This window comes from Thermomicrobium roseum DSM 5159 (genome assembly GCF_000021685.1).
GTDB classification, from domain to species: domain Bacteria; phylum Chloroflexota; class Chloroflexia; order Thermomicrobiales; family Thermomicrobiaceae; genus Thermomicrobium; species Thermomicrobium roseum.
Window position 1 is genome coordinate 699,720 of record NC_011959.1, and the last position, 17,734, is coordinate 717,453.

Annotated in this window: 12 protein-coding genes and 2 tRNA genes; 4 read left to right on the plus strand and 10 right to left on the minus strand. The window is 61.8% G+C overall.

Annotated elements, in window-relative coordinates:
• Window positions 1-54: 54 nt before the first annotated feature.
• Together ctaD and coxB are read right to left on the minus strand one after the other, a co-directional pair.
• A complete protein-coding gene (ctaD, locus tag TRD_RS03250; protein WP_012642099.1) occupies window positions 55-1,974 on the minus strand; it encodes a cytochrome c oxidase subunit I in 1,920 nt (639 codons plus the stop codon).
• 135 nt (window positions 1,975-2,109) lie between these two features.
• On the minus strand, window positions 2,110-3,207 hold the full coding sequence (gene coxB, locus TRD_RS03255) for a cytochrome c oxidase subunit II (protein WP_169302281.1): 1,098 nt from the start codon (window positions 3,205-3,207) through the stop codon (window positions 2,110-2,112).
• 557 nt (window positions 3,208-3,764) lie between these two features.
• On the opposite strand from coxB, the gene acs reads away from it, so the two are divergent.
• The gene (gene acs / locus TRD_RS03265; RefSeq protein ID WP_012642102.1) at window positions 3,765-5,753 is read left to right on the plus strand and encodes an acetate--CoA ligase; all 1,989 of its coding nucleotides are present in this window, start codon (window positions 3,765-3,767) and stop codon (window positions 5,751-5,753) included.
• Between the two features lie 77 nt (window positions 5,754-5,830).
• Complete coding sequence (locus tag TRD_RS03270) at window positions 5,831-7,009, plus strand: acetyl-CoA C-acetyltransferase (RefSeq protein WP_012642103.1); 1,179 nt, start codon at window positions 5,831-5,833, stop codon at window positions 7,007-7,009.
• A 16-nt stretch (window positions 7,010-7,025) separates the two neighbouring features.
• Here TRD_RS03270 and recF read toward each other — a convergent pair whose 3' ends face one another.
• Together recF and dnaN are read right to left on the minus strand one after the other, a co-directional pair.
• The gene (gene recF / locus TRD_RS03275; protein ID WP_012642104.1) at window positions 7,026-8,216 is read right to left on the minus strand and encodes a DNA replication/repair protein RecF; all 1,191 of its coding nucleotides are present in this window, start codon (window positions 8,214-8,216) and stop codon (window positions 7,026-7,028) included.
• Window positions 8,217-8,289: 73 nt separating this feature from the next.
• Window positions 8,290-9,432: a DNA polymerase III subunit beta gene (dnaN, locus tag TRD_RS03280; protein ID WP_012642105.1), complete on the minus strand. Its 1,143-nt coding sequence runs from the start codon at window positions 9,430-9,432 to the stop codon at window positions 8,290-8,292.
• A 644-nt stretch (window positions 9,433-10,076) separates the two neighbouring features.
• Between dnaN and TRD_RS03285 the strand changes: the two genes are divergently transcribed.
• Window positions 10,077-10,673 carry a hypothetical protein gene (locus TRD_RS03285; RefSeq protein ID WP_012642106.1) on the plus strand — a complete coding sequence of 199 codons (597 nt, stop codon included), beginning with the start codon at window positions 10,077-10,079 and terminating at the stop codon, window positions 10,671-10,673.
• A gap of 87 nt (window positions 10,674-10,760) precedes the next feature.
• Window positions 10,761-11,948: an aminotransferase class V-fold PLP-dependent enzyme gene (locus tag TRD_RS03290; protein WP_012642107.1), complete on the plus strand. Its 1,188-nt coding sequence runs from the start codon at window positions 10,761-10,763 to the stop codon at window positions 11,946-11,948.
• On the opposite strand, the gene queA is transcribed toward TRD_RS03290, so the two are convergent.
• The 6 genes from queA to TRD_RS03320 form a co-directional block, all read right to left on the minus strand.
• On the minus strand, window positions 11,938-12,999 hold the full coding sequence (queA, locus tag TRD_RS03295; protein ID WP_012642108.1) for a tRNA preQ1(34) S-adenosylmethionine ribosyltransferase-isomerase QueA: 1,062 nt from the start codon (window positions 12,997-12,999) through the stop codon (window positions 11,938-11,940). The two genes, TRD_RS03290 and queA, sit on opposite strands and share 11 nt — an antisense overlap.
• Window positions 12,992-14,053, minus strand: a complete 1,062-nt coding sequence (ruvB, locus tag TRD_RS03300) for a Holliday junction branch migration DNA helicase RuvB (protein ID WP_012642109.1) — start codon at window positions 14,051-14,053, stop codon at window positions 12,992-12,994. Before ruvB ends, queA begins: the two co-directional genes overlap by 8 nt.
• Before the next feature lie 51 nt (window positions 14,054-14,104).
• The gene (locus TRD_RS03305; RefSeq protein ID WP_012642110.1) at window positions 14,105-14,296 is read right to left on the minus strand and encodes a Trm112 family protein; all 192 of its coding nucleotides are present in this window, start codon (window positions 14,294-14,296) and stop codon (window positions 14,105-14,107) included.
• A 478-nt stretch (window positions 14,297-14,774) separates the two neighbouring features.
• Window positions 14,775-14,850: transfer RNA gene (locus TRD_RS03310), tRNA-His, on the minus strand.
• A gap of 402 nt (window positions 14,851-15,252) precedes the next feature.
• Window positions 15,253-15,336 (minus strand) — tRNA-Leu (locus TRD_RS03315).
• Window positions 15,337-15,711: 375 nt separating this feature from the next.
• Entirely contained in the window at window positions 15,712-17,436 is a 1,725-nt protein-coding gene (locus TRD_RS03320; RefSeq protein WP_012642112.1) for a cation:proton antiporter, read from the minus strand.
• Between the last annotated feature and the right edge of the window lie 298 nt (window positions 17,437-17,734).

The window sequence follows — 17,734 nt, forward strand, 5'->3', positions numbered from 1 at the left end:
CCTGCACGAACCGAGTCTCTGGGGCGGGTGAAAACCCGCCCCAGGACGCCCTCCTCACGAGACGTGTGCCTCCTCGTGTTCGATCGCTGGCTCGAAGTGCCAGCCGAGCAGACCGAAGAAGACGATGAGCGTGCCGAGTCCGACGATCGGGAATCCAAGCGGCCCTAGTGTCTCCGTGCCGTGCATGATCATGCCAGCGGCCATCGCGGTCAGTCCAGCCGACACGATCATCGGCCACCATGACGGCTTGGGCAGATGCACGCCAGCGGGGAGCCCGTGACCCGGATTGTCACGTTGTTCGAGCCGAGTCTCACGTCGTTGCGTCACATCGCTCACGACTGGCGTGTGATGTCCGTCGCCATACTTTTCGATCCAGTAGGCATCACGTCCTCGGACGGTGGGAATGACCGCGAAGTTGTACGCCGGGGGTGGCGAGGGAATGGTCCACTCGAGCGTGCGACCATCCCACGGGTCGGCCGGGGCCGTCGCGGGTTGACGCATCGTCTTGTAGACGTTGACGAGCAGCACGACCTGGGCGAGTCCGAGGATGAAGGCACCGATAGTGACTACTAGGTTCCAGGTACCCCAACCGGTCTCGGCCGAATAGGTGAAGTACCGGCGCGGCATACCATCCAGGCCGACGAAGTGCATGGGGAAGAACGTCAGATTCATGCCGATGAAGGTCAACCAGAAGTGCAGCGTGCCGAGCCGCTCATCGAGCAAGCGCCCGTACATCTTGGGGAACCAGTAGTACGTTCCAGCCAACAGGGCGTTCACGATCACGCCGAAGATGATGTAGTGGAAGTGAGCAACGATGAAGTAGGAGTCATGCTGCTGGTAGTCGAGGGGGACGGTCGCGTGCATCACGCCGGTGACCCCACCGACCATGAGGAGCCAAACGGCGGCGGTCGCGAACTTCATCGGTGTCTTGAAATCGATCGAGCCGCCCCACATGGTGGCGAGCCAGTTGAACACCTTCACCCCGGTCGGGATCCCGATCAGCATAGTCGAGGCGGCGAAGAGCGCGTTGGGTACCGGGCCGAGGCCGACGGTGAACATATGATGGGCCCAGACGAAGAAACTCAAGAACGCGATCGCCATACCAGCGAAGATCACGAAGGGTGCACCGAAGAGCGGCTTACGGGAGAACGTCGGCAAAATCTCGGAGATGATGCCCATCGGCGGCAGAACCAGGATGTACACCTCGGGATGACCGAAAATCCAGAACAAGTGCTGCCAAATGACGGGATCACCACCGTGGACGGGGTTGAAGAAATTGGTACTGAAGTAGCGGTCGAACATGATCATGAAGAGGCCGACGGTCAGCGACGGGAAGGCAAGAAGAATCAGAATCGCTGTGATGAGAACCATCCAGACGTAGACCGGCATGCGCATGAGCGACATACCAGGGGCCCGCATGTTGACGATGGTGACGAAGAAGTTGAGCGCACCAGCGATCGAGCTGATACCGAGCACCTGGAGACTGAGGTTCCAGAAGTCGAGTCCGGGTCCGGCCGAGTACAGTCGGCTGCTCGAAAGATTTGCGTAACCGGTCCACCCAGCATCCGGCACGTGTCCGAAAAGGAAGCTGGACCAGAGGAGGAGCGAGCCGAAAAGGAAGGACCAATAGGAGAACGCGTTCAAACGGGGGAAGGCCACATCACGAGCACCGATCATGAGTGGCACGGCGATATTGAAGAACGCCGCGTTCAACGGCATGGCGACCGCGAAAATCATCATCGTCCCGTGCATGGTCATGACTTCATTGTAGGTTTTCGGCCCAAGAAAGTTCATGTTCGGTTGGGCTAGCTGGATACGCATCAGGAGAGCCAGAAAGCCAGCGAGAAGAAGGTAGATGATCGATGTCCAGTAGTACAGAATGCCGATTTTCTTGTGGTCGACGGTGGTCAACCACTCGACCAGCGCGGAGCGCCGGTATCCTGCCTGTTCGAGTCTGATCGCCGCTTCAGCCATCGGTGCCCTCCCACGCTTGGTGCTGGTCCGAACGTGCTCGGAGCGTCGTCTCTCCGGAGCCCCAATTGCTTTCTCTCGACATTCTATCCCTGCTGTCCATGCCGCCTACCCCCTACCGTATGAAGTCCTGCGGGTTCACTGAAGTGACAGCATGTATGCCACTATGGCATCAACCTCTTCTGTCGTCAACAATGTGTTCTGCTCGGCTCGGATCCGCCACCACTTCTCGCACATGATGGAGTAGGGCTTGACATCGCAGGTAGACGCAATCCAGCGATGCAGCTCCTCCGGCGTATTGTCGGTGAAGGCCGCCAGGACATGACGTTCACCGATATACGCGAGATTCGGTCCAACGGCCAGTGTTTTGTTTATCGGCGTCACAGGATCATAGGTTGGCGAAACCTGGTGACATCCGGCGCATCCCGCCTTCCCTGCAAACAACTGCTGGCCTGTTGCAGCCAGGCTGCCGGCCGGCGGCTCGGGGATGGGGCGGCGGAGCTTTGCGACCCAGGCATCGAACTCTTCCTGAGTTTGGACGACGACGCGGAACTGCATGTGCGCATGTTGCGCGCCGCACAACTCGGCACACTGGCCATAAAAAACACCAGTCTCTTCGGGCGTGAAGACCATCGTGTGCGCTCGGCCAGGCACGGCGTCCACCTTGCCCGCCAGGCGCGGCGGCCAGAAGGAATGGATCACATCGTGAGAGGTGATTGTGAGAACGACGGGACGACCGACAACGAGATGGAGGTCACCGGCGGTCACGATGCCGTACTCGGGGTAGCGGAACTCCCACCACCATTGGTGGCCGATCACCTGGGCACGGAGCGCGTTGCTGCCAGGACCAGGGTCACGATTTAGTTCGAAGATCAGCCGGGTAGAGGGCACAGCGATCAGGGCCAGAATGATCGCCGGGATGAGTGTCCAGGCGATCTCGAGGCGTTGATTGCCGTGTACTTGCGGTGGAATACGCGTGTCGCCAGGCTGACGTCGGAAACGGACGATGTTGATGAGAATCCAGCCCGTGACGAGGACGAAGACGAAGATGACCAACCACCAGACGGGCGTGATGAAGAGATCCCAGATCAGGCGTGCTTGGTCACCAGCTGGATCCGATGTCGAGGCGATCTTGCCGCCGATGACACCACAGCCGCTGGTGAGCACTACCGTGAGCGCCAACAGCAGCATGACGAGAACCGACCGAGTACTGGGTCGTTTAGCAATTCGCTTCACGCGTTTTGCCCCTTCCCCGCAGCACCTCGCTCCGATGCGCCGCCTTTCCAGGCGACTCTCCACGACCATTCTACCCTGGATCGTGATTGCTGTCACGATTCGGGTTCTTCATGCGCAGTATGTCGTGTTGCAACGAGTATGCGATGTGGAACCGCGGTGGCAAGCGCACGGTTCGAGGAAAGGAGGGCACGTCAGAGCGCTGCTTTTGGGTCTGCGAATCGGGAAGCTCAGCTCCGAGACCTTCGCGAGGCTCGATCGTCACTCGCTGAGAGCACATGCGCGCAAACCGCCCACTCCTCTTTCATGGAGAGCATGGAGAGAAGGATGAAAGGATCGTGCCTGCGGACAGCCATTCCGAACATTCGGCTCCGGTCGCGGTCGATCCTTCGGACCCGGTCCCGTCGTCTGGAGTCGCGCTGCTTTGGAGCAGGGACTCGACCGCACAACGCGGTAGCCGGGCAGAGAGTTGCCACGTTGACCTCATCCGATTACACTGGAAAATAACCCGATCAGCTCCGTCATGTGTCGACAAGTACGGTCGTGGAAAGGAGGCGCTGATGCCGGACGAAATCGGAACGGGCGCAGTCGGCACGATCGAGGGGTTGCTCGTCGAGACCCGGCGATTCCCGCCTCCCCCGGAGTTCGCGGCGCAGGCGAACATCAACGATCCGAGCGTTTACGAACGGGCGCGTCAGGACCCGGAAGGCTTCTGGGCGTCGATCGCTCGAGAGCTCGAGTGGGATCAGCCGTGGCAGACGGTCATGGAGTGGAATCCCCCCTGGGTCAAGTGGTTCGTCGGCGGCAAGCTGAACGCGTCGGTCAATTGTGTCGATCGACACCTCAAGGCAGGGCGGCGTACCAAGGCAGCGATCATTTGGGAAGGTGAGCCAGGCGACGAGCGGGTATTGACCTACCAGGATCTGTATCGGGAAGTGAATCGCGTCGCGCTGGCGCTCAGACGACTGGGCATTGAAAAAGGAGACCGAGTCGCCATCTACTTGCCGATGATTCCCGAGCTGCCGATCGCGATGCTGGCCTGTGCCCGCATCGGTGCACCGCATTCGGTTGTGTTCGGTGGTTTCAGCGCGGACGCACTGGCCGACCGGATCAATGACTGCCAGGCCAAGTTGCTGATCACGGCTGACGGGGGCTACCGGCGGGGACGTGTCGTCCCGCTCAAGGAGACGGCAGACCGAGCGCTCGATCGGTGCCCGAGTGTGGAGAAGGTCCTCGTCGTGCGACGGATCGGCGAGAGCCACCAGGTGACCATGCAAGCGGGGCGCGACCTCTGGTGGCACGAGGTGCTGGCTGGTATTCGCGAGCAATACTGTCCTCCTGAATCGTTGGACAGCGAGCACCCGCTTTATATCCTTTATACCTCCGGCACCACCGGAAAACCGAAGGGACAGCTCCACACGACTGGTGGTTACCTCACGGGGGTGTACATTACCTCGAAGTGGGTCTTCGATCTCAAGCCGGACGACATTTACTGGTGCACTGCCGACATCGGCTGGGTTACTGGCCACAGCTACATCGTGTACGGCCCGCTGGCCAATGGTGCGACCGTCGTCATGTACGAGGGCTCACCGGATTGGCCAGACAAGGATCGCTTCTGGGACATCGTGGAACGGCGGCACGTCACGATCCTGTATACATCGCCCACGGCGATCCGTCAGTTCATGCGCTGGGGACCGGAATACCCCGCTCGGCACGATCTCTCGAGCTTGCGACTGCTGGGCACGGTCGGTGAGCCGATCAATCCTGAGGCCTGGATGTGGTATCACGAGCATATCGGTCGCGGGCGTTGCCCGATCGTCGATACCTGGTGGCAGACAGAAACCGGGATGATCTTGATCACGCCGCTGCCTGGCCTCACGACGACCAAACCCGGTTCGGCGACGCTGCCGTTCCCGGGCATCGAGCCCGATATTCTCGATGAAGCAGGCAACTCTGTTCCCACTGGTCAAGGCGGTTACCTCGTCATCCGTCGGCCGTGGCCCTCGATCTCGCGCACGTTATGGGGCGATCCGGATCGCTACGTGAAGACGTACTTCTCGAAATACGGGCCGTCGATCTATGTGACCGGAGATGGTGCCAAGCGAGACGAGGACGGTTACTACTGGATCCTCGGCCGGGTCGATGACGTCCTGAACGTGGCCGGCCACCGCTTGGGGACGATGGAGCTGGAAAGCGCGCTGGTTGGGCATCCGGTGGTCGCTGAGGCGGCGGTGATCGGTGTCTCGCACGAGATCAAGGGGCAGGTACCGGTCGCCTTCGTGAGCTTGCGGGCCGGCTACACCCCGAGCGACTCACTCGCTGAGGAGTTGCGGCGCCATGTCGCGGAGGTTATCGGCCCGATCGCTCGCCCTGAGCGGGTGATCTTCGTCGCCGACCTCCCCAAGACGCGCAGTGCCAAGATCATGCGTCGACTGCTCCGCGACATCGCCGAAGGGAGGGTGCTGGGCGATACGACGACTCTGACTGATCCGACAGTGGTGGAGGAGATCAAGCGAACCTGGATTGCCGAGCACGGCGAGCAAGAATGACAACGACGACGAGGATTCGATGTGACGGCGGGACAATACGTCCCGCCGTCGCCTATGAATGACTGGAGAGGTGTATCGTGGCGACGCCGGTTATCGTCGCAGCGGTGCGCACGCCGATCGGTCGCTTCGGAGGTTTTTTCAAAGACCTACCGGCATGGCGGTTGGGGGCCAGCGCGATCGCAGGCGCACTGAGCCGTGTTGGCCTGGAGCCAGCGGCTGTCGAGGACGTCATCATGGGCAATGTGCTCCAGGCTGGGCAAGGGATGAATCCGGCCCGGCGGGCGAGCATGACGGCTGGATTGCCGGACAGCGTACCTGCCGTAACCGTCAACATGGTATGCGGCTCAGGATTGCGGGCAGTCGTCATGGCGGCACAGGCTATCGCGCTCGGCGAAGCCCAGATCGTCGTCGCGGGTGGCATGGAAAGCATGTCGCAAGCGCCGTACCTTCTCACCGGCGCTCGCTTCGGTTATCGGCTGGGGCATGGAATGCTGGTCGACTCTTTGCTTGCAGAAGGTCTCACCGATGCTTTCCACGACTGTCATATGGGTATCACCGCCGAGAATATCGCGCGAGAGTACGGAATCGGTCGCGAGGAGCAAGATCGCTACGCTGTGGAAAGCCAACGGCGAGCGGCTCTCGCCTGGGAAACTGGAGCCTTTGCCGACGAGATCATCCCAGTGGAAGTGCCTGGTCGACAGGGATCGGAGTTGGTGACGAGGGACGAGCATCCCCGCCCCGAGACGACGCTGGAAGGGCTCCTTCGGCTGCGACCGGCCTTCGATCCTGCTGGGACAGTCACAGCTGGTAATGCATCGGGTATCAACGATGGTGCTGCCGCGCTGGTCGTCATGGCAGAGGAACGAGCGCGAGCTCTGGGGCTCGAGCCGCTGGCGCGCATTCGTTCTTGGGCATGGGCTGGCGTGCCGCCGCGCGTCATGGGTCTGGGGCCGATTCCTGCCTTGCGCCAGGCGCTGGCGAGAGCGGAACTGAGGATCGAGGATCTCGACCTGTATGAGGTCAACGAGGCCTTTGCTGTGCAGGTTTTGGCTGTGCAAAGGGAGCTGGGACTCGATCCGCAGCGGCTCAATATCTATGGTGGAGCGATTGCGCTGGGCCATCCGATCGGAGCGAGCGGTGCTCGCATCCTGGTTACTCTAGTGCATGCGCTCCGACGCACCGGAGGGCGTTATGGTGCCGCAGCGCTCTGTATCGGTGGAGGTATGGGAATCGCGGTGATCGTCGAGCGTCCGTGAGCTGCAGGACAGTGACTCACCCCGGTTCCAGGCGACCATCATTCAAGCGAAAAAGGGGCAAGGACGAGAGAACCGGAGTCTCGAGAACATCGGACTCGGTAGCTGTGAGAATCAACTGGGCTGGTAGTGCGGAGAGCGTTGCCAAAAGATGCGCTCGATGCTGCTGATCGAGTTCGGACAGCGCATCGTCGAGAAGCAGGACAGGCCAGTCGTCGGTGACGCGGTGGATCACGGCGATTTCGGCTAGTTTGGCAGCTATCACGGCCAAGCGCTGCACGCCGCGTGAGCCGAAAGCGGTGAGTGGCTCCTCGCCCAGCAGGAACTCCACATCGTCGCGATGCGGCCCGACAAGCGTGCTTCCCCGCCGCAGCTCGTCAGGTCGAAGCCGTTCCAGTGTCTCGCGATACCGTGCTCCCACGATCAGCTGAGCGTCGGCCACTTCCCGAGCGGCCAGTTCGCTGAGGAGACTTTCCGGAAGGTCGATCGAAGGAAGATAGGCCGTTGTCAGCACCTGTGCCTGGGTATCGAGCGCCTGGAAATGGTCGCGGAGTCGTGGTCCCCATTCCGCGAGAAAACGAAGTCGCGCGACGAGCAAATACGCCCCGTACGTGACCAACTGCTCGTCCCAATACGCGAGTTGTTCGTCAGCAGCGCGCTGATCCCGTTCGGCCAAGGATTTCAAGAGACTGTTCCGGTGCTCGAGGATGCGCGTGTAACGAGCGAGAGCGCGCAGATAGGCTCGGTCGATCGTCGAGAGGATGGTATCCAGGTACCGTCGACGCTGCTGCGGGCTTCCCGTCACCAGTTCCAGATCCTCCGGCGAGAACAGAACAACCCGGAGTGTGCCGACGAACTCGACGGCTCGGAGGGAGCGTCCATCCCGGCGATACAGCTTTCTGACAGTGCCGCTGGCGGGGTCAACCATCAGCACGATTTCCAGCGTACTTCGTTCGGTCTCCGTGAAGAGTTCGGCAGCGAGGCGAGCATAAGGAGGAATGCCGAGTTCGCTCCCGCTCGATCGGTGCACGAGATGACGCTCCAGCGAGGCGCGGAACGACTTGGTCGTGGCGAGCATGTAGAGCGCCTCGATGAGACTCGTCTTGCCTGAGCCGTTCGCGCCGACGAGGCGCAGCCCGCGATCCGGGAGGACGAGATGGAGGTGGCGAAAGCAACGGAACTCTTCGAGTTCCAAAGACCTGACCAGCATGGGGATCCTCGCCTGTATCAGAACAGGCGGGTCTGCAATGGTGGGCTGGATCGTGTCGCCGTCCTCGGTCTGGTCATGCCGCACCGATGACCATCGGCATCACGACGTGGACGAACGACTCGTCCCCGACCGGTCGAAAGACGCCCGCAGCGTTGGGTGTCGTCATCTCGAGCGCGATCTCGGTGGCTTTGGTGACGGACAAGACGTCAGTCAAGTAGCGGCCGTTGAAGGCGATGGTCGCCTCCGGACCGTCAACCCGTGCTGGAAGGATGTCCTCGGTATCGCCGGCATCGGCTGCCTGGGCGGAAACAGTCAACGAGCCAGGGTCGAGTTCGGAATCACCCGGTGCGATGTGCAACTTGACTACCTCGTTGTTGGACTGAGCGAAGATCTTGGCTCGGCGGGCTGCCGCGAGGAACGATTCGCGGTCGACCGTGACCCGGGTACGCCATTGCTTGGGGATGATTTGCCGGAACTCGGGAAAGGTTCCATCGATGAGTCGGGAGAGGAACTCGAGTCGGCCACTGCGTGCCAGAAGTTGGCTGCGATTCGGTGTGACGAGGAGCTGGACCGTTTCTTCACCGTCGCCGAGGACGCGAGCCAGTTCACCGAGAGCTCTCGCGGGCACGATGATGGCCAAGTCCGTCGCAGCGGGCTGTTGCAGGGCTAGGGAGCGTACCGACAGGCGGAAACCATCAGCTGCGGCTAATGTCAACTCCGTGCCGCGAAACTCGAGCAGGACTCCGGCGAGGACTGGCCGACTGTCATCGGTCGCCGCTGCGAACACGACCTGGCTGATCGCTTCCCGGAGACCCTCGACCGGCACAGTTGCGGTCGGAGGCTGGTCACCGATTCGCGGCAGACTGGGGAAGTCCTCGGCGGGGATACCAGGGATGCGCGCCTTGGAGGTTCCGCAGGTGACGCGGAGATCGTTGCTGCCGGTCGTGCCGGAGAGGATCACGTCCTGCTTGGGAAGGCTTCCGATAAATTCGGTAAAGACATCAGCTCGCACACTCAGTTGGCCGGGATCAGTGACCTCTGCCGGAAAACTGACGCTCAGGGCGATCTCGAGATTCGTCGCGGTGATGCGGAGGTTCGCTTCGTCGGCGGCGAGGAGGACATTACTCAGGACTGGCAGAGTCGAGCGCCGTGCGACGGCACGTGACACTTGATGCAGAGCTCGCTCGAGTTCGCTCTGTGGACACCTGAGCTGCACGGACTGCTCCTCCCCGCTGTTCGTACACCCAACTGCCGGAATTATACAGGCCCTTCCTGCATTCGAGTATGAGGGGACCCCGACGCGGGAAGCTTACCGGGTCGGGTGGTTGTGGCGTGAGGGTACGGGATCGAGCCCCTTGCGAGGGGACAGATCTGTCCCGGCGGCGCAAGATGGCCCGTACCGCGTCGGCGGTGGAGGCGTTCCGGCATTCGCGGAAAGCGGAGAGGTCACCCTCACGAGGTCTGGCGGAAGCAGGATGCGGTCACGGGTGCGGCAACCTGCGATGCAGACTGGATGCGAGAAGCGCACTCACGGAATCGACGACTATCTCTCGTGTTCGTTTCCATGAATTTTGTCTCCAAGAGACATGCCCCGTGAGAAATCACAGGGCGGGGGCAAGAAGAGTCGTGCGATAGGATCATCGTGGGTTCTCGGCTCTTCGAGAGGTCGGCTCGCGACGGCGAGAAGCACGCTTGCCGGCTTCGCCATCAATTCTCGGCTCACCGGGAAACCAGCGAGCCGTCGACCGACGACCTGCATGGCCTCGCGCAAGATGGGCTAGCGAGAGCAGGCCTTGACGGCGGGGCCCGTCTGCAGTAGCATTAGCACAGATGTTCGTGTATCGGAAGGGAACTGGCGACATGGCGAACGAACTGAAGGAGCGACCCACCTTCGATCCCTCGAAGTACCTCACCAAGGTCAACGGTCACGATTACCTGGAGGTGAAGTGGCGCTTGCTCTGGTTCCGCACGGAACATCCCGATGGGGAGATCGAGACGGAGCTCGTCGAGCACCGGGATGGAGTGGCGGTTTTCCGTGCGCGAGTCCGGGTACCAGGGGGTGGTTCGGCGACTGGTTGGGGAAGCGAGTCGGCTGAGGATTTTGCCGATTACCTGGAAAAGGCGGAGACGAAAGCACTCGGTCGGGCATTGGCGGCGCTCGGTTACGGGACGCAGTTCTGCCCGGACTTCGAGTTCGGTGCCGCTGAACAGCGTGTCGTGGACACTCCCATCGACGGCCGGCGACTCGGCTGGCGGCGGGCGGAGAGTGGTCGGGTGACTCCACGGCAACTCGAGTATCTGCGCGATATGGCGCGCCGGCTCGGCATGAGCGAGGAAGAGCTGGAAGCGCGGGCGCAAGAACAGTTCGGAACGACCTTGGCTGATCTGGGACGGCAGGAAGCGTCGGCCTTGATCGAGAGCCTGCGACAACGCCGGAATGTGCATGAGGCAGCCTGAAGAGGGCTTGCTACTCGATGCGATCCATGGTTCGTATTCCCCCTGGGATCGGTCCCAGGGGGAACGTTCGTTTTGTGAGGGGAAGCGATGAAGGATTTGGAGCAGCTGAGGGCTCGCCTCCCGGCCTTACGTGACGTGACCTATCTCAATACTGGGACGCTGGGTGTGATGGCGGAACCGGTGCTCGAACGATACGTCGAAGCCCTGCAGCGTGTCGAGCGATTCGGTCACGCTCGGTGGGATGAGGTGCGGGCAACGGCGGAAGCTGCCCGCCAGCGACTGGCTGAACTCGTGGGCGCTTGCCCGGAGGAGCTCGCCTTTACTGGCAACAGCACAGATGGTTTGGCCCTGATCCTCGCCAGCCTCCGATGGTCACCGGGCGATCGCGTATTGACCAGTGATCAGGAGCATCCAGCCTTGCTGCTGCCCCTCAGCGCGGTGAGCCGACGACACGAGGTTACCGTTCATCAATTCACTGTCGGCAGCACGCCGGAAGAAACGATTGTCTCCTTCGCCGAGCGATTGGAGGAAGTGCGCCCCCGGCTCGTCGCCTTCAGCCATGTCTCCTGTGAGACCGGTGTGCGCCTACCGGTCGAACGACTGGTGTCGATGGCGCACCAGCACGGGGCGCTCGTGTTGCTCGATGTCGCGCAATCGGTCGGGCAATGCCGAGTGGACCTGCGAGGACTCGGGGTCGATTTCGCTGCGGGGAACGGGCACAAGTGGCTTCACGGGCCGAAAGGAACCGGCTTCCTCTTCGTGCGACGAGACATGCTGGATCTGCTCGAACCTCCCTTGGTCGGAGATGGAGCGGTCGAACCAGCCTTCGAGCGGACTGCCGACTGGTTGGAGGGGTGGCGCTTCCGGTCGGACGCGCAGCGCTTCGAGTTCGGGACGAGAAACCCAGCTCCTTGGATCGGGCTCACGGCGGCGATCGATTATCTGGAGGCGATCGGCTGGGACACGATCGAGCGCCATCAATGCGTGCTGGTACGCTGGTTGCACGAGCGGATTTCCGCGATCCCAGGGGTTCGCTGGTACTCGACGCTCGATCCGACGTGTGGAAGCGGGATGGTGACGCTCGGGCTGAGCGGGTGGGACGGTGAAACGCTCAGCCGTGTCCTCTGGGAGCGCTTCCAGATCATCCAGAGACGAGTGCTGGTACCGAACGGCATACGCGTATCCTGCGCCTACTTCACCTCGTTCGAGGATCTCGAAAAGTTGGCGAGCGCACTCGAGCAGCTCGCTGTTGGCAGTGCGGGGGTCAGAGAATGAGCATCGCGTCGCCGAAACTGTAGAAGCGATAGCGTTGCTGGACGGCCTCTCGATACGCCTCCAGGATCAGTTCGCGCCCGGCGAAGCTCGCAACGAGCAGGATCAGGGTGCTGCGGGGCAAGTGGAAGTTGGTGATCAGCGCGTCGACCACGCGCCAGTGGTAGCCAGGATAGATGTAAAGGTCAGTCCAGCCAGTGATAGGACCCTCGGTGTCTCCTGTCAGAGCATCGGCGATCGATTCGAGGGTGCGGGCAGCCGTCGTGCCCACGGCAACGATCCGGCGGTTCGCAGCACGAGTTTCTCGAATCAGCGAGACTGTCTCGGCTGGCACCGCGTACCACTCCGCATGCATCTTGTGCAAGCGGACGTCGGTCACCTCGATCGGCTTGAAGGTGCCGATTCCGACATGCAGGGTGAGCGGCGCGATGCGGATTCCCCGTTGGCGTAACTCGTCCAGCAGTCGTTCCGTGAAATGGAGCCCAGCAGTCGGCGCGGCTACCGAGCCGGGATGCCTTGCATAAACCGTTTGGTAGCGTTCCGGGTCGGACAGCGGACGGTGGATATACGGCGGGAGCGGCACGTGCCCGAAAGCGTCCAAGCGTTCGGCGATACCGGGATCCAGCTCGACGATGACCTGGCCGCCCGAACGGCGCTCGCGGATGCGCAGGGGCGCTGGCTGAGCGAACTGTGGATCGCGAGGTTGGATCGTGATCGTCTCTCCGGGGCGCAGCTTCCGAGCTGGGCGGGCGAGCGCGAGCCAAACGGTGGTTCCTTCGAGCGGTTGGACCAAGAGGATCTCGACTTTCCCTCCGGTCAGGCGGTGACCCAAGAGACGGGCTGGGAGGACCCGCGAGTCGTTGACGATCAAAAGGTCTCCAGGATCGAGGAGGGAGGGAAGTTCACGAAAGATGCGATGCTCGATAGAGTGTGTCGCTCGGCGAACAACCATCAGCCGGGCAGCATCGCGCGGCTCGATCGGCTCCTGTGCGATCAATTCCTCCGGAAGCTCGTAATCGTATTCATGAAGAGAGAGTGCCGCTTCCTCAAGCATCGCTGGATCTTTCCGACGCGGCATGCTCGAACGGTATTTCGAGCTGCAACCGGTTTTCTGGATAAGTGAGTCCGAGATGCTCGTAGGCTCGACGGGTGGCGATCCGTCCGCGCGGTGTGCGCTGAAGGAACCCGAGCTGGAGGAGATATGGCTCGTAGACACTTTCGATCGTATCCGGTTCTTCGCTTGTCGCGGCGGCTAATGTCTGGATACCGACTGGACCACCGTCGAATTTCTCCACCAGGGTCCGGAGGATGAGCCGGTCGACTTCATCGAGGCCGAGTTCGTCGACGGCGAGCTGATCGAGGGCCAGGCGAGCGAGTTCTCGGGTGATCGTGCCGTCGCCGATGACCTGGGCGTAGTCGCGCACACGCTTGAGGAGACGGATCGCTATACGAGGTGTACCGCGACCACGCCGGGCGATCTCCTCCGCGCCATCGGAGGTAATAGGCACCTGGAGGATGCGGGCGGCACGCTCGACGATGGCTCGCAGCGCCGCGGTGTCGTAAAAGTCCAGTCGATAGGTCGCGCCGAAGCGATCGCGCAGCGGGGAGGTGAGCAGTGCGAGCCGCGTGGTTGCCCCGACCAACGTGAAGCGCGGGAGCGCAATGCGCACACTGCGTGCTGCTGGGCCTTTACCGATCACCAGATCGACCGCAAAGTCTTCCATCGCGGGGTAGAGGATTTCTTCGACCAGCCGGTTAAGGCGATGGATTTCGTCGATGAAGAGGACGTCTCCAGGACGAAGATTGGTCAGGATCGAAACGAGATCGCCCGGACGCTCGATGGCTGGACCGCTGGTGATCCGGAGGTTAACCCCCATCTCCGCGGCGATGATCCCGGCGAGCGTCGTTTTACCGAGTCCTGGAGGGCCATAGAAGAGGAGATGATCGAGTGGCTCACCACGCTCCTGGGCGGCTCTGATGGCGATGGCGAGGCTTTCCTTGACACGATCCTGCCCGATGTACTCGGCAAGGCGACGCGGGCGCAAGGTCTCCTCGAAATACTGCTCGCTCGTGGTCGGTTGTGGTGCGACGATGCGTGGCTCGTTCATCGCTCATCCCTACACGTATGAGGATACCAGAGAGAAGAACAGGAGTTCGTCTCAAGTGCCAGGTTTCTCTGGCAACTCCGCTTCCTCGACGAGAAGGATGGGGATGCCGTCTTCGATCGGATAGCGGCGCTGGCAGGTACGACAGATCAAACGGTCATTCGCGAGAACGAGTTCACCGTGACAGGCTGGGCAGGCCAGGATCTCGAGAAGTTCCGGGTCGATGATCGGTTGCGTCTCAGCCATGCGCTCGGCTCCATTCGTGTCGCTGACGTGCATCTTACCAGGCTGCGGGCGGAAGGAGCTGGCGGAACGCAAACAGGACGTGAAAGGGATTTCGTGAACCTTCGCACGCCGGCCCCGCGGCGTGCGGCAGAAGCTCTTCTCAGCGACTGACGCGGTCGTTTCTCGGGGTCGGTCACGCAGGTACGGCTGAGCAGGACCGGGACTGGTGAACCGGGTCAGGCCCGGCAGCTGGTGAGACAATCCTGCTGGTGGAAGCTGGAGAACTCTCGGTCGTTGCGCTCGGCTGCGGTGGCCGTCAATGCTCCGGTCGAGACAGGTCAGGAGGAGACCAGAAAGCGAGTGCATGCGGGGGTTCGGGCGAGACGGCTTGCAGGTCGAAAAGCGAGGAGAGATCGGAGACCCGGCCTCGAACCACTGTGCTGGTCGGTGAACATACCTCCTAGGAAACAACCAACGCTCCGGTACAAGACCGGAGCGTTGGGGTGCCTCACGGGGCTCGAACCCGTAACCACTGGATCCACAGTCCAGCGCTCTGCCAATTGAGCTAGAGGCACCATACGAGAGAAAGGCGAGCGATACCGAGCGAGTAAGCCGAGTTCTGTTCTAGGCGGTCATCTCTCTCGCCCGTGTCTTGCACGGACGGTCGCTTCGTCACCTCCGCGACTGCTCTCATCCTCGGGCCTCGGCGAGCAACCTGATAGCGGCCCGCTCGGAGATTGCTGCAGGGAGGATTGCCCTTTTCACCCCGGGACGAGCCCGGTCATCGTCTCTGTTGCTCTCACGCTGGGTTATCCAGCGCGCCGATCTGGACTGTCAGCGGCGCCGGTCTCCGCTGCCCTGGGTTGACCCCAGGCACCCCGCTCTGTGCAGCTCGGACTTTCCTCTGGTGCTTACCGCACCAGCGACCGCCCTGCCCGGTATCGCTCACGGGAACACGAACGTTCCCGGACCGGCGGTGCCGAAGGGGAGATTTGAACTCCCACGGGGTTACCCCCACTACGCCCTGAACGTAGCGCGTCTGCCAGTTCCGCCACTTCGGCCCGTCGAGCGGTTATCCGCTCGCAGCCGCTAGTATAGCATCAAGCGGGTTGCGTTCGCAAGCGTTTCCGGGCAGTTCCGCGAATGCCTATCAACCTCTTCCCTGCACATCCCGCGCGTGTCATCGCGGCCAACGACCTTCTGCGACAGCCATCTCGGGATGGCCTCCTCTTCGGTTCGCGAGCAGGCGCATCGCTCGTCCGATGTAGGGTCTTGCGGTTCGGCATGGTACAGGAGAGTCGGGTCATTCATCGGATCGGGTACTCTATGGAGGACTCGAGAACTGGCGGTCTTGCTCGAGAGCGATCTGGCTAAGCACCGCGAGCGGAGCCGATTGTCGTGGTGCTCGACGAGGCAGGCACGTGGTCGTTGGTCGCTCACTCGGTCAGATGCCCCTGTTCCTCGTAATAGTCGATCCGGCGCGCTGCCACGATGGCCTGGATCTCTTGCATGCTCATCCCGAAGCGGTGTAAGGTGTGACGAACCATTTCCAGGCCAGCTTCGAAACTAGGGTGCACCACTTCGGTGGCCCCAGCCTCGACCAAGCGCGCGACGAAGGCTCGCCGGTCGGCCCGCGCGATGATGTCCAGGGTGGGGTTGAGTGTCCGGGCCAGGCGCACCGCAGCTTCGGCGGCAAAGGCATCGGGGACAGCGACGACGAAGACGCGCGCGGTCGTGATGTGCGCCGCCAGGAGGACCTGCTCGTTCGCGACGTCACCATAGATCGCCTGGATCCCCAGGCGCCGCAAGTCGCGCACCAGGACGGGATCGCGATCGATCACGACGAAACGAAAGCGCCGGCGTTGCAGGACTCGCCCCACTTCGCGGCCAGAGCGACCGTAACCAGCGATCACGACATGACCGCGCAGGGGCGAACTCGAGGAAGCACCGGAATCGATCTCGTGGAGCGCTGCCGGGCGACCGACCAAGCGGAGCGGCGGCTCGAGCAGCCAACGGGCCCGCTCCGTCAGCGTCAAGAGAAAGGTATTGAGCAGGAGCGAGGCGATCGCAGCACCGATCATCGCATTGTAGAGAGTGTGGTCGAGAATACCCACCTGCAACCCGAGTAGACCGAGCACGAACGAGAATTCGCCGATCTGCGCGAGAAAGGCTCCCGAGCGAATAGCGACGCTCGGTGAGTAACCCAAGAACGCGACTACACCTGCGGCAAGGAACCCTTTGATCACGGTTACGACGATCAAGATGGCGAGCGCAATCGGCCAGGACCGGAGGAGAGCAATCGGGTCCGCGAGAAGGCCGAGTGCGGCGAAGAACATGACGCCGAAGACATCACGAAGCGGGAGAATACCGCCGAGAACTTGATAGGAAAACTCGGATTCGGATACGACGATACCAGCCAGAAAAGCCCCCAGAGCGAACGAGAGGCCGGCCCATTCGCTCCCCACTGCTGTTCCGATCGCTAGCAGGACGACCGCTAGAAGGAAAAGTTCCCGGCTTCCGACTCGTGCGATCTGAAACAGTAACCAAGGGACGATGCGTATGCCGAGGACCGCGATCGTCAGCAACGCGACGACGGCGAGCGCGATCGATTTTCCGAGGCCGAGAACGACGTCCACGAGGTCGGAACCGACGAGCGCGGGAATGATCGCGACCAACGGCACCACCGCGATATCTTGGGCGAGCAGGATCGCTGCGGTCGGGCGTGCGGCTGGTTGGTTCAAGGTGCCCCGCAGTTCCATGAGCGTGAAACCGATCACCGAACTGGAGATCGCTGAGAGTTCAGCGAGCACGAACGCTTGTGCGGTGGTGAGGCCCAATGCGCGAAAGATGAGGAATGCAACCATGAGCGTCAGGCCGATCTGGAGGAGTCCCCCACGAATGACGATACGGCGTAACTCGATCAGCTCCCGAAAGGAGAAGTGGACGCCGAGCGAGAACATGAGAAAGCTCACACCGAAATCAGCGAAAGCTTGAATGATCGCGGGATCGATGTGCCGACCCTCCAAGAGGCGACCGAGCAAGAGCCCAGCGACGAGGTAACCCATGATGACCGGTTGCCGCAGCCGGGCGGACACCAGACCGAGCAGGACGGCTGCGGCGACGACGATCAAGAAGACGAGAAAAATGGCTTCGCGTTCCACGCGTTTTGCCTGTTCACTCTCCCGAGCAGGCGATCAAATCGTCAGCGCGCCTCAGCGCGAGTGCGCAAAACGGCATCGTACTACAGTTTTGCGTCGAGGCGCTACCGTGCCAGGGTGCAGCGTCACCATCGAGGAGAATCGGCAAGGCGATCGTTCTCGAAGCGAGGAGCTGGGATGGTCGAGACGGGCGTTTCCACCGGTGGCTCGACCAGCTGTCTCCGATTGCGGAACTGGTGACGCTGCACGATCGGCCCTGGAATCAGCATGCCACGTGGATGCGCGCGGATAACCTTCGACG